The organism is Desulfosporosinus sp. I2 (assembly GCF_000960765.1).
Lineage (GTDB): Bacteria > Bacillota > Desulfitobacteriia > Desulfitobacteriales > Desulfitobacteriaceae > Desulfosporosinus.
In genome coordinates this window covers 1-11,741 of record NZ_JYNH01000146.1, presented here as the reverse complement: position 1 = coordinate 11,741, position 11,741 = coordinate 1, and the positions used below count along the sequence as shown (strand labels likewise).

Annotated in this window: 13 protein-coding genes; 1 reads left to right on the top strand and 12 read right to left on the bottom strand. The window is 34.8% G+C overall.

All coding sequences use genetic code 11. The annotated features are described in order from the left end of the window. The 9 genes from UF75_RS21530 to UF75_RS21490 form a co-directional block, all read right to left on the bottom strand. Window positions 1-476, bottom strand: a 476-nt coding sequence (locus tag UF75_RS21530) for a phage integrase N-terminal SAM-like domain-containing protein (protein ID WP_045576611.1), incomplete at its 3' end; no start/stop codon positions are given. Between the two features lie 967 nt (window positions 477-1,443). After that, window positions 1,444-2,328 (bottom strand): tyrosine-type recombinase/integrase, encoded by an 885-nt coding sequence (locus UF75_RS21525; RefSeq protein WP_082075275.1) that lies wholly within the window; start codon window positions 2,326-2,328, stop codon window positions 1,444-1,446. Next, a complete protein-coding gene (locus tag UF75_RS21520; RefSeq protein WP_052693512.1) occupies window positions 2,303-3,169 on the bottom strand; it encodes a tyrosine-type recombinase/integrase in 867 nt (288 codons plus the stop codon). The genes UF75_RS21525 and UF75_RS21520 overlap by 26 nt, the downstream gene beginning before the upstream one ends. A 26-nt stretch (window positions 3,170-3,195) precedes the next feature. Next, window positions 3,196-4,032, bottom strand: coding sequence for a tyrosine-type recombinase/integrase (locus tag UF75_RS21515; protein ID WP_197079496.1), 837 nt, complete (start codon window positions 4,030-4,032; stop codon window positions 3,196-3,198). Between the two features lie 8 nt (window positions 4,033-4,040). Then, the gene (locus UF75_RS21510; protein WP_282433842.1) at window positions 4,041-4,892 is read right to left on the bottom strand and encodes a tyrosine-type recombinase/integrase; all 852 of its coding nucleotides are present in this window, start codon (window positions 4,890-4,892) and stop codon (window positions 4,041-4,043) included. Window positions 4,893-4,954: 62 nt separating this feature from the next. After that, the gene (locus UF75_RS21505; protein WP_045576607.1) at window positions 4,955-5,320 is read right to left on the bottom strand and encodes a hypothetical protein; all 366 of its coding nucleotides are present in this window, start codon (window positions 5,318-5,320) and stop codon (window positions 4,955-4,957) included. Between the two features lie 74 nt (window positions 5,321-5,394). After that, window positions 5,395-5,745 carry a tyrosine-type recombinase/integrase gene (locus UF75_RS21500; RefSeq protein ID WP_045576606.1) on the bottom strand — a complete coding sequence of 117 codons (351 nt, stop codon included), beginning with the start codon at window positions 5,743-5,745 and terminating at the stop codon, window positions 5,395-5,397. 215 nt (window positions 5,746-5,960) lie between these two features. Further along, entirely contained in the window at window positions 5,961-6,521 is a 561-nt protein-coding gene (locus UF75_RS21495) for a hypothetical protein (RefSeq protein ID WP_045576605.1), read from the bottom strand. Between the two features lie 262 nt (window positions 6,522-6,783). Continuing rightward, complete coding sequence (locus UF75_RS21490) at window positions 6,784-7,203, bottom strand: tyrosine-type recombinase/integrase (protein ID WP_045576604.1); 420 nt, start codon at window positions 7,201-7,203, stop codon at window positions 6,784-6,786. A 699-nt stretch (window positions 7,204-7,902) separates the two neighbouring features. On the opposite strand from UF75_RS21490, the gene UF75_RS21485 reads away from it, so the two are divergent. Then, window positions 7,903-8,541: a Fic family protein gene (locus tag UF75_RS21485; protein ID WP_197079495.1), complete on the top strand. Its 639-nt coding sequence runs from the start codon at window positions 7,903-7,905 to the stop codon at window positions 8,539-8,541. 248 nt (window positions 8,542-8,789) lie between these two features. Here the strand turns inward: UF75_RS21485 and UF75_RS21480 are convergent, their stop codons facing one another. From UF75_RS21480 to UF75_RS21475, 3 genes are all read right to left on the bottom strand, one after another. Then, window positions 8,790-9,440, bottom strand: coding sequence for a hypothetical protein (locus UF75_RS21480; RefSeq protein WP_045576602.1), 651 nt, complete (start codon window positions 9,438-9,440; stop codon window positions 8,790-8,792). Window positions 9,441-9,481: 41 nt separating this feature from the next. Beyond that, on the bottom strand, window positions 9,482-9,625 hold the full coding sequence (locus UF75_RS28615; RefSeq protein WP_156146554.1) for a hypothetical protein: 144 nt from the start codon (window positions 9,623-9,625) through the stop codon (window positions 9,482-9,484). A 414-nt stretch (window positions 9,626-10,039) separates the two neighbouring features. After that, a complete protein-coding gene (locus tag UF75_RS21475; protein ID WP_197079494.1) occupies window positions 10,040-10,858 on the bottom strand; it encodes a tyrosine-type recombinase/integrase in 819 nt (272 codons plus the stop codon). Between the last annotated feature and the right edge of the window lie 883 nt (window positions 10,859-11,741).

Here is an 11,741-nt window from a genome sequence, read left to right as displayed (position 1 = left end):
ACATGATATTTGAGCTGTTCCCTAGACAAACCAGTTCCGTTCTGCAAAACGTCAGTAAGGTCAGCAATTTGATTAGGCTCAAGAGCTTTAGGAAGCTTTTGGTTGACATTAATAGGGTCTAGTTTGATAGTAACATCTTTAAAAATCATATCCTCACGTAGTAAATATCGATAAAGCGATTTTATGACTGCTTGTTTTCGAGCAAGTGCGCGGACTCCGTTGTTGCGTTCAATGCTGGCCCAGCTCAAATAAGCTTCTATATCACGATGACCGATATTTTCCAATAGTAATAAACTTATGCCTACGGGTGAAGAGGGGAAGGTAGGCATGGAATCACAGAAGAATTGAAAGAACAACCGAAGTTCATTGGTATAAGCATATTGAGTATTTCTTGATTTATTGATAACAGCAAGGTGATTAATAAAATCTTGTGCGAAATGGGGAAGGGTAGCAGTAAATCCATGATTATCTTTCATAGAACCGAACCTCCGTCAGTAAATAGAATGAACATAGCAAAGAGTAAGAAGTAAAGATGATATCGCTATTATATATAAACGTTACAATATTCAACTATGCCATAAAGAGTATTTTAGCGCATAGTTAAAAAGACATCAAAAATGGCTCTTAGTAAGAAAGTTAAATTTTCGCTTGAACAAGTCGAATCCTCATCATCTAATCGGTCAGCAAGCCTAATGAAATACATTGAAATTGTCTCATTAGTTAAATATGACCTCAACTATTTATAAACCCCTATGGCTATTGGTCTCGTAGATTAAGCTGAATCATACTGGGCTCATATCTTTAAAGCCTTATAGAGGCTCCTTGAGCCTAAGTTTTGTAATTGGTTAAAGGAACTTTTATGTTGTGTTAAGCTATCCATGAAAAACGTCAATGATTACTGTCAGAAGTTAAAACAAACGTCAGTAGCGTCAGACATCATAAGTTGCACACAAAAATGCTATGAAGCGCTCATAAATAATAGCCTGATGACTTGATGCTGCCAAAATCAAGTAATTACAAGCTATTATGCGACTACTCCCCTACGGTATTAATTATGCTACTTTACATAATATCTATTGTACGAAATTCTGTTCAAGAGGGAAGGGGTCTCAAAACCGCTTGTGGTGCGGGTTGAGACCCCTGTATATAACTTCAACTATGCACATAATACAAATTATACGATACTCCTCCCTTTATTTATTGAAAATTTTTTCAAAAGTAACAGAGGTTTTTATAGAGTAGGATAAGATGTTTTAATATGACCAAATTGAGTTAATTATATTCGAGCATTATAGTTAGATTAAGTTATTTAGCCGTCGATAAACTATAATTTTGAGAAAGTACTTTTTAAATTACCATTAAAGAATCCTTTTAATTGCATTTATTCTACCTTGATTTATTATAACAAAAACCAAACATTTTAAATGTTTGGTTTCACTAAATTTATCGTTTATATTTCTCATATCGTTTTTTGCGAAGCTTATTGGAACAATTTGCATAAATTTCAACGTTTCTAAGGTCCCTAATCCCCATCAGAGCACCTATAATTTGGGTCGAAACTTCTTTTTCTTTTAACCTAGTCGCATAGGTATGGCGAAACATATGTAGTGTGACGCGATTATGAGGAGTAACTAATTGGCGGTATTTAGTAATAACATAGTGAATACCCCTTCTACTATAACGGGTTTTAGTTTGGTTCAGAAATAATGCACTGTCCTTGCTCTTAGGACGAATTGCTAAATATTCCTTAATTAACTCACCACATTTTGAAGTAAATGGCACAAATCTTTCAAAACCTCCTTTGGCATTTCGAATCAATATAATTCTATCATCCCATTTTATATCCGATAAATCTATTCCTACGAGTTCACTTATACGTACTCCTGTACAATCAAAAACCTCTATGATTGTTCGGTATTTAATATTATCTGATGACGCATCCTTCATAGCAAATAATATTTTGTTATTAATAGGTCGGGGAAGTGCTTTTTCAACCTTAAGAGGTTTTATTTGACGAAAAGGATTTTCTTCGAGGAAGTTTTCTTCAACACAATAATCGAAAAAGGTTCTGATTCCCCATAACATTGAATTAATTGAAGAAGGTTTTAAACTTCTATCCTTTTTTAGATAATGTAACCAGTCTAATACGACCTTTTTGTTAACTTCTGCTATATTTATATTTCTAAACGTAAAAAAATCTTCGATTGAACTATCCAATTTCTTCTTTGATAGTTCAGCATATTTATTACCAATATCTCTGAAAAACATAGCAATTATATTATTGATGTTCATTGTTCTTACCTCACTCCATGCATCTACGATAAACATTCAGAATTTCTGGTTGAAGTATACGGGCATATATTTTCGTCGTATCAGGACTAGCATGTCCCAATTCGTCCTGAACATCTTGTAGGTCTGCTCCCTTGTTTACTAAATCCGTTGCAAACGTATGACGATAAATCTGCGGATGTAAATTTCGACCTAAGTTTGAAGCTCTACCTATTCTTTCTATGATATATTGAATACTTCTTCTACAGAGCCTAGTCTTTTTTAGACTTACAAATAGTGGACCATTACCTGGGGGAAGTTCATTCATGACCCGTTCAAGGAGAAACGCACAGTATTCTGTGAAATTTGCCAATCGCTGTTTTTTGCCTTTTCCAAGGACAAGTGCGGTTCGTTCTATAAGATTTATATCCTCTTTATTCAACCCGTGAAGTTCACATAGTCTGATTCCCGAAACATCAAAAAGTTCTGCTATAGCTCTATCTCTTACATTTGATAGTCTTTGGGCTGTTATACGAACTTTTGCATGGTCTGACTTGTCAAGATATTTTGGCATTGAATCACCAATCTTGCAAAACCAAATCTTTTTAATAGGAAATCTTGTGATGTAGCGTTCGTTGTAACAAAATTTAAAGAAAGACGATAAGGCAGAAAGGGTAAGATTAATAGATTTTGCGGATTTACCTTTTTCAAATTTTTCGAGCCAAGTTGATACTTCTTTATATGAAATATCAGAAACACTGAATTTAAATCTCATAAAGAAAGTAATCAATATTCGACGATACGTGTTAAGAGTGTTTGTGGAATACTCCTCCACTTCAAGGAATTCAAGGAATTCATTAATCATCTTATAATTTTCTGGACTTATTTGATTATCAATCATAAGTATTTCTATAACCTCCTTCAATTTCAAAAGTATCTATCATAAACCTTTTTACGTGCTTTGGAACTGAATTGAGCATATATTCGAACATTATTTAGGTTTTTATGTCCTAGAATATCAGCTACCTCTTGCAATTGAGCACCCATTTCTATTAGAATGGCCGCTAATGAATGCCTAAATAGATGAGGATAAATATTGGTATCGATGCAGGTTTTCGCGATATTTTTTAGCAAGTAGAAAACCCCTTGCCTTGTCAATTGTTTATTGTGATGATTGATAAATAAGTAAGGACAATCATCTTGTCGAGATTCGATATACTCTTCCATTAAGCAACGACATATGTCAGTGAAGAAAACGAACCTTTGTGATTTCCGTTTACCTATAGTAATTAAAATTGCATTTTCATCCCAATAAATATCCTGAAGTTTGATATTAATCAGTTCAGTTACTCGAACCCCTGTAGCGAACAAAACCTCAATTAGAGTCCCTAACCTAAGATTTTCGATTGTTGCTTCTCTTAGATAAAAAATGGCGTCTGTTGGAAGGGTGGGGGGGGATTTCGTTCCAAGTTTAGGCCCTTTAAGACCAATTAAAGGATTATAGGCAATTATTTCTTCTTCGGTTAAATAGGTAAAGAAGGATTTGACTGCCGATAACCGTGCTCTGATTGTTGCTGGAGTACAAGATTTTCTTTCTCGAAGATAATTCAGCCAAGCAATAATATCTTTATGAGTAATTTTTCGTAATTCATGGGGGCAAAACCTGTATAGGTTTTGAATGCTTTGACAATAGGAATTTTTAGTTATTTGAGCTAACTTACGTTTATCCCTAAGATACTTTGCTAAAATTAATTCTCTATCCATAGGTAATATCACTCCATACATGCGAGATAAACTTCCTTCAGACGGGATAGCTGTAAGCGATAGTATATTTTTGTAGTTTTAATATTAGCGTGTCCCATCTCTGTCGCAATAAAATTAATATCGGCACCTTTATTGACTAAAATATAACAATAGGTATGCCGAAAAATATGAGGGGATAAGCCTCGCTCTATACCCGCTGTTTTACCGACTTTAGCCACGATTCTACGTATATGCCTGGTGCTGATTTTCTTCCCATCTTTATTTGTAAAAAGAGGTCCATTTTGTCCTTTATGGTTAGAAAACTTGCTCAGTAGATTCATACAATCATCATTAAAGTCGACATCTCTTTGCTTGCCACCTTTTCCATCAACGGTCAATATTTTGTCATGTAGATAAACATTTCGTTCGGTCGTATTTCTTAGTTCTGAGCATCGGATTCCCGTATAACGAAAGATGTTAATCATCGTTCTATCTCTAAGTGAAAGGGAATCAACTACCCGCATAACCTTGGAGAGTTCAGCCTCGGAAAGAAATTTGGGTAAGGAATCAGGTAAAGCGGGTATCCAATCCTTTTTAATAGGAATTTTGGTAATCAATCCTTGACTTAAAGCAAACTGAAATAAACACATTAGATTTGATAAACGACAAATGATTGTATTATCCTCTTTACCCTCACTGAAATTTTCAAGCCAGCCTAATACATCGTCATATTTAATTTGAGCTAAGGGCTTATTACATGACGAAAAGAAGATTTTAAAGGTTGTCAGGTATTGAGTGATTGAGTTTTGCGAGAGTTCATTTTTCTTTGTTTCAAGAAATAGTTCTACTTCTTTTGAAAACTCAAAGTCTTTATTAGAAATACCATCTCCTCCTTTTAAATTCTAGAAAACTGAATATCGCATCTTTAGATTATTCGCTCAAATTAGGGCTTAACTCTATACCAAAAAAGCCTTTTGATGAAAAACATTTCCTCTAGTGAAAGTCTTTGTCCTTCATTATTTCTAAACAGAGGCGAATTTGGTTGATTCGAATCAATAATCTGTTCAAGTAATTCTGCACATTCTAATGTAATGGGAATCCATGATTCAATTCCGTTCTTTCTGACCTTCACTAAGTTTTCTCTGAGGTGGATGTCTGAAACACTTAGGCTAATAATTTGAAGAGCAGAAATAGGGGAGTAGTAGCTAAGTTCGAAAACTGCTCGGACTATGACGGGATAATCTTTCAGTTGTTGTCTAATGAGGTCTAGTAATGACTCTCTTGGTTCCAATTCACTTACCTGTTTCATGCTTGACTCTCCTTACGATTTTGAAATTTATTATAAAACCTTATGTATAGCGAATTCGACAGGAATGGCATATTCTAAGGTACTTGTTCGTATTTGTCGAGTTTACATATGCGTCCAAGATGAGTATCGGAAATTCTACTATTGTAACGATTAACAAACAAAGGCTCTTTATCATCTCGATTACCTATAATAACTTCTAATAAACAGGCCGTTTCAATAGGAATAAATACAGTCCATTCGTTGTTTCCCATTCCTCTAATTTTGAGGGTACAATTATCAAGGTTTACATCAGAAATATTGATTCGCTTCAATTCGTTTATTCGTAAACCACATGATATTAATAGGTCATATATGCATTCGTTACGACGATTTACAATCTCAGCATATACTTTTGAGATTTTAGGTTTAGGTATAAATGTATCCATTTCTAATCCTCCTGACATTATTTAAATCAAATCAATAACTTAAGAAGATAACAGTATTTTTCCAGTTCCTAGTAGCGTGCTAATCACACGAACACTGAATAGATTGCAATTCCTCAAGTATTTCAAACTTTTTTGGGATTATTAGGTCATTCCAATAACTCCTAATGGGAATATCAATAATGCTGGAGCAATTGTTACTTCGAAATAGTATCCCATCACTCTTCTGGAGCTTTAAGATATGCTTCGGTAGATTCCGTAACGTGAATAGGTAGATTTATAGGATGACTTATCCTGTTTAAATCTTTAATATTTAATCCAGAGATTTTACGAATTTTACATACTGTTGATGGTGAACAATGCCCAAAATAGAGGTCAAGGGTGTGTGGCTTGAGTTTTACATAATCATACTCTTTCGCAAATTTTGGAACCGATTTTCTGGTTGTTTGTCTCCAGAATGCTATATCTGTAATTTGGCTTACATGGCCTTCTTCTCGAAAGTATGTGAAGAAACCATTTAAAACCCTAAAAGTAACATTGAATGTGGTCGGTTTGAGGCTACCGTATCGAGTATTGAGCCAGTTTCTCAAATCATCTGGTTCAATATATTCGGTATCCTTGGTTCGCTCGAAGAGGAACGTCTCAATAATCCTCCTATGCTTACAAACCAGGTGTTCTGTCATACCCCGCAATAATAGGAGTTTCAGATACTCATTTGCAATTATTTTGTTCTTCTGGTTTGGTAGTTCCTTTTCAATAACACAATAATTCTTTCTCATTATTAATCACCTTCCATTTTTTAACCAGTAAATTATCGTTTTCAACATAGAGATTGGTTAACAGAAGCTAAGCGACCGTATCTCGAAAATATTGCCACTAAGAGATACGGGAGAGGTCGTTGGATAAAGAGAAGCTTGCTAATAATTATGGGGCTTAAATTTTCCAGGAGATGTTGGTAAACTCTTTCGCAATGTTCGAATGTTACTTGTTTTAAAAAGTTTCTGTAAAGTGAATTTTACAAATCGTTCAAGTCTAAAGTATTCAATTATTACAGTCGAGTCCAATCTCACCCATAAGGTTCCTTTTGATGAACCATAAGTCGTTAAGGGTAATCCTTTTGCCCTCACGATTTATAAATAGTGGAACCTCAGTTTGACTTTGTGCTACGGGCAAACAAATTTCCGCAAGTAGAATTGCACATTTATCTGTGATTGGAATGTACACTATTTCTTTCGCTCTTTTTAGTCTGACAGTCCTAATCGCAATATCCATATCGGATGTGTTCAGATTAATTAGTTCCTCACTAGAAATTGAGGTGTAGAAACTCAGCTCAAAAATTGCCCTATCTCGAAGTGAATAGTCTTTGATATTATGTCTTATTAGCTCAAGAAGGAAATTGCGGTTTGCTTGGGCTTCCAGAGTTCTTTCTTCAAACTTTTTGTGTTCTGATAATTGTTTCATGGATGACCCTCCTAATCATGAAGTGGCTCGATGGCTAAGACATCAAGTTTTGAGAAAACAATATTGCCTCGTATTATGTTCCACTTTTTGTGGCCAGTTGAAAGCTACTACATGAATTTTCCTGACTGAAAAGTACTTCAATAGTTCAAGGAGTATAGAATTAATTTCGCCTTTTGTAAAAAAATAATTTACCAAAAATTAATTAAGGGTCCTCCAATTTCTGGAGGACCCTTTGGTTTAAATAACTATATAAACGATGATAGGTCATATAAGAAATGAAATTTGGTAAAGTTGTTGGCATTTCTAAACCACCTTTGTAGAATATTGTTACTGCTCCGAAAGTTCCTGCAAAAACAGTTTGTTAGAACTGTTTGATGATTAATACTCCTTGAGAGGATATACTTTCCAGATTAATAATAAGTTATACATGGATAATGTATATAAATATTTACGTTGGGTTAATATATTAAGTTGTTCCATCGTTGTTTATGTCAATGGATAATGGATATCCGTTGACTATAAACAATCTTGGCTTTGCCTATTGGTACACACTCGGCACTTTATTAAGATTTTACTTTATGGAAGGATTTAAATGAGTGAAAGAGAACTTAAACTTAAGAGTCAGAAGAAGAAAAAGAGTGAATACGTCAGCAGAAAAAGTCAAGGAAGAGGATGGCTACGGTGAAGGCTAAGTTTAACATGACGGCAGAAGAAAATATTTTTGTTATAAAGCGGAACATTGTTGACTATATATGGAAAAGTGCAAGATTAGAAGGGATACGTATTACCTATGCCGATACAGAAGCTATATGCAATGGTGGCATTGTATCTAATCTAAAAGCAGACGATGTTGTTGCGATTAATAATTTGAAACATGCGTGGCAGTTTGTTATAGAAAGCGTTAAATATCCTATTGATTTTCCATATATCTGCGAGATTCATAAGTATGTAGGTTCAAACTTGATAAGGGGAGCAGGTTCAATTAGAAATGTTCCAGTTTCTATTGGTGGAACGACGTGGAAACCAGACATGCCGATTGAATCCAAAATCACAGAAGAGCTTGTGGACATTCTAAGGATTGAAAGCCCTACAGAAAGGGGCATTACCTTAATGCTTCACATTATGCGAAGGCAGATGTTCCTTGATGGAAACAAAAGAACGAGTATGTTCGTAGCAAACCATGTTATGATTTCCAGTGGTGCAGGAATCATAACTATCCCTATTGAGTATCAAAGAGATTTTACTGCATTGCTGATTAGATTTTATGAAACGTACAAAAAAAACGAAATAATAAACTATGTTTACGAGCATTGCATTGATGGAATAGAATTTAGGTAATTCCAGAACGCAGGACTTAAGAATCACTATATCTCCCTTTGAGTTAGGTGTTGAATTTGTCTAGGTTCTACAGCAGTTTAGAAAAACGACTAAACCGCGTACTCCTATTTCCTTGGGGAAAATAGGAGTGAAAGAATTGACGGATGGACTGGCTAACTAAACTTTAAGTTGCTGATTTTGACGAACCATCAACTACCAATCTATTTTTACTGACTCATGAGGTATTTTGTTCCCATCACGACGAGAACTTATAGATGACTTGACCCATGTTGTAAACGGCAATGTGTTGCATTTTGAGCACGTAAGAATTGTTCGGCGTGAAAATGGCGGTATTGACGAGGTCCAGAAGCTATTAGAGTATGAGGTCCTAGCCAATGACCACCTGGACAGTTTAGTTTAATATTTGCGTATTCGCCTAAAATAGGAATAACTTTAAGAATTGATTCCGTTGATTTCCTATGACCTAAAAGGTCGATAAATACAGGGCTACCTTCAGGCTTATCCTTAACAATCTCCATCAAAAGTTGACCACTTCGTCTGGAACCAAATTTCGAATTGTTTTTAGCTCTAAAGTGTACGTTCTCAACATTCATGTTAATGGCTTGCTGAATTGTACGCCGAGTATCAAATACAAATGTAAGCAACGTAGCATCACTGATTTCCAGCTTTTCTATTGCTGTTTTCTCCAACTTTGATATTTCTTTATCAGTAAACAAGAGAACTTTGAAGGGAAACTTGTCCCCTAGAACACAAGGATGGTCCAGCAACTCAGTTTTTGCATTGCTTTGAACATCTGAGAGTGAGCTTAAATTCGAAATATCCGAAGCTTTCAGTGTATGGTTTTTGTCATTGTCGTAATGTACAGGCGAATCACTGGAACTCAGTGTGACTTTTTTCATGCACAATTCCTCCAATTTTTGAAAGATAATATCTTCAACTTTTAATTTGAGGAGTTCTCTAATTCGGCAACCTGTGATTTAAGAAACGCCACCACAGCTCTAGTCTTTAGGGGTTTGTCGATAGAATGCAGATTTTTCATGAATTTGCTCTCGAACTTTGGCTCATCCTTACCATTACAATTCATTTTTACCACCTCCCAGCTTATCTTTGATAATTACAGTTGTGGGAATCAAGCGTTAACTTCAAGGCTATATCCGTAAATTACCGCTTTGAACAAGTATTATTGCCCTGATTTCCCGATTTATACATCAATAACGAATGAGTTTTCAAAGGAGGGGCATACTATAGATTTTTGATTAATGACAATAGTCAACAACTCCTAAAATATTACTATTGTCTGCAAATACTTTACTTAAATGGGGCTTTAAAGAAATGGGAGACGTAAAGATAGAAGAGAGCAAAAAATAATAAATAATTCGGGATAATAGGGGAAGGTGGCATGTAATTGCATAGGGAGTCGAAAAACTAACGTTGTTCATTGAAAGATTCGGTAGGTCCAGACGCAAAAACCTATGCTATTCTCGACATTGCGAAATCATCAATGGAAATTACTCATTTGAAAGTTATCTCTGATAAATCCTGGGGAAGGCTTAATTTCCAAGCTAACTGAATTTCGCAGATGACTTGCAGTAAGTGTTTCATTTAACCCCACAATCTTACCCAATCGATGAATGATTGAATTAATAGCTTTTGGGGTGATACGTTTTCCCGTTTTACCTAAGAATAACGCAATCTCATTCGTCGTTCGATTTTCAAGATACTCTCGGAATATTATAGATACTAGGATGGGGAAGTAGACAACGCGACCTGTCATTCCTTTTCCTGTAACGAAAGCCCTGCAATCCTGTAAGGAAATATCTTGTATATTGAATCTACTAACTTCAATACTTTGACACCTCGTTGAAAGCATAAATTCGATGATGGCTCTATCCCTTAAAGAAAGTGTTGACGAATGAAATTTAATTAGGGCTAGTTGGTAATCCGATAAATATTTAGGAATTGGCTTATGAATATGCATCCTGAAACACTTAATCGGGCTTCTCTTAATGTAACCTTCATCTTGACAATAGGTAAAGAATGCTCTTAATATCCCAAGATTCAAATTGTATGTACTCGGTTTTAAAGTACCGCATTGAACTTTGAGCCAGCATTCTAAATCATTTGGTTCAAGTAACTCGATATCCTTAGCTTGGTCTAATAGAAAATTTTCAAGTGTTCTCATGTGATTACGAATTGTTTGCTTCTTATAAAGAGATTTTAGATTTCCTAGATACTCATTCGCAATTTGCTTATTTTTAGGGTTTGACAGTTCCTTTTTGATAATCCAATTGTCAGCTTTCACTTTATCACCTTCCATATTATTGATTATCTCAGTTATGCCCATTCAATAGTTCATCTAAACATTCATAAATATATTAGTTTAACCACCTGACAAGAAAATATACTATAGGCAATAAAATTAGCTGATTCTCATATTGTCATTAAAAATAATTAAGTTAGGGCATGAAGCAATTTTGAAAGCACCTCAAGTATATGTAGAAGCCTTATGTTATAATGAAAAATAACCTATTTTGTGGAATTTATTAAAAAAGCAGTTTATTCTAATGCACTAACACTTTTAAATTACTAAACACTATCGTTCCCTTGGTGCGTTTGAATGGTTTGATGCAACATATCTAGATTTAATTGAAGAAAGATAAATACCTAAGAAATTGCAAGATAACACGCGGATATGAGCAGAGTATTCTCAACCAAAGTGAAAAGCAATACTAAGGTAGGAGCTGATATCTTTGAAATTGAACTTCTCTTTTTTTGAAGAGAGATGGCCATTATTGGCATCTCTAGGTAATATGGCAGAGAAATATCTATATACGGACTAAAATTCTTGCCTGATTAAACTAGGGTTATTTGCTGAGTCTATTGTTCGACTTATGTTTGCGTTGGACAAGATACCAGAACCCCAAGAGGAAAATACCCAAGCTAATCGGATTAGAATTCTTAAACGAGAAGGACTTCTTCCGAAAGGTATTACCGATATTCTTTATGCTATAAGAAAATCACGTAGCGATTCTGTTGCCTTGCACATAGGTATTGAACTCTGTGGAAAGTCTACACACTACTAATGTTAAGTGAAGAGAAGTGAAATTTTTATGATAAGTGAACAAATCATAAAGGAAATTATTGAGAAAATCAGGGATAACGAAAAAATTATATTCTCTGACTTTTCAATTAGTAAAGAT

What these genes read in the sequence shown, in the direction of transcription:
- UF75_RS21525 (WP_082075275.1), bottom strand. Translation starts at nt 2,328, where the DNA reads ATGTTTATCGTAGATGCATGGAGTGAGGTAAGAACAATGAACATCAAT.
- UF75_RS21475 (WP_197079494.1), bottom strand. Translation starts at nt 10,858, where the DNA reads ATGGAAGGTGATAAAGTGAAAGCTGACAATTGGATTATCAAAAAGGAA.
- UF75_RS21485 (WP_197079495.1), top strand. Translation starts at nt 7,903, where the DNA reads ATGACGGCAGAAGAAAATATTTTTGTTATAAAGCGGAACATTGTTGAC.
- UF75_RS21500 (WP_045576606.1), bottom strand. Translation starts at nt 5,745, where the DNA reads ATGGATACATTTATACCTAAACCTAAAATCTCAAAAGTATATGCTGAG.
- UF75_RS21495 (WP_045576605.1), bottom strand. Translation starts at nt 6,521, where the DNA reads ATGAGAAAGAATTATTGTGTTATTGAAAAGGAACTACCAAACCAGAAG.
- UF75_RS21490 (WP_045576604.1), bottom strand. Translation starts at nt 7,203, where the DNA reads ATGAAACAATTATCAGAACACAAAAAGTTTGAAGAAAGAACTCTGGAA.
- UF75_RS21515 (WP_197079496.1), bottom strand. Translation starts at nt 4,032, where the DNA reads ATGGATAGAGAATTAATTTTAGCAAAGTATCTTAGGGATAAACGTAAG.
- UF75_RS28615 (WP_156146554.1), bottom strand. Translation starts at nt 9,625, where the DNA reads ATGAATTGTAATGGTAAGGATGAGCCAAAGTTCGAGAGCAAATTCATG.
- UF75_RS21505 (WP_045576607.1), bottom strand. Translation starts at nt 5,320, where the DNA reads ATGAAACAGGTAAGTGAATTGGAACCAAGAGAGTCATTACTAGACCTC.
- UF75_RS21520 (WP_052693512.1), bottom strand. Translation starts at nt 3,169, where the DNA reads ATGATTGATAATCAAATAAGTCCAGAAAATTATAAGATGATTAATGAA.
- UF75_RS21480 (WP_045576602.1), bottom strand. Translation starts at nt 9,440, where the DNA reads ATGAAAAAAGTCACACTGAGTTCCAGTGATTCGCCTGTACATTACGAC.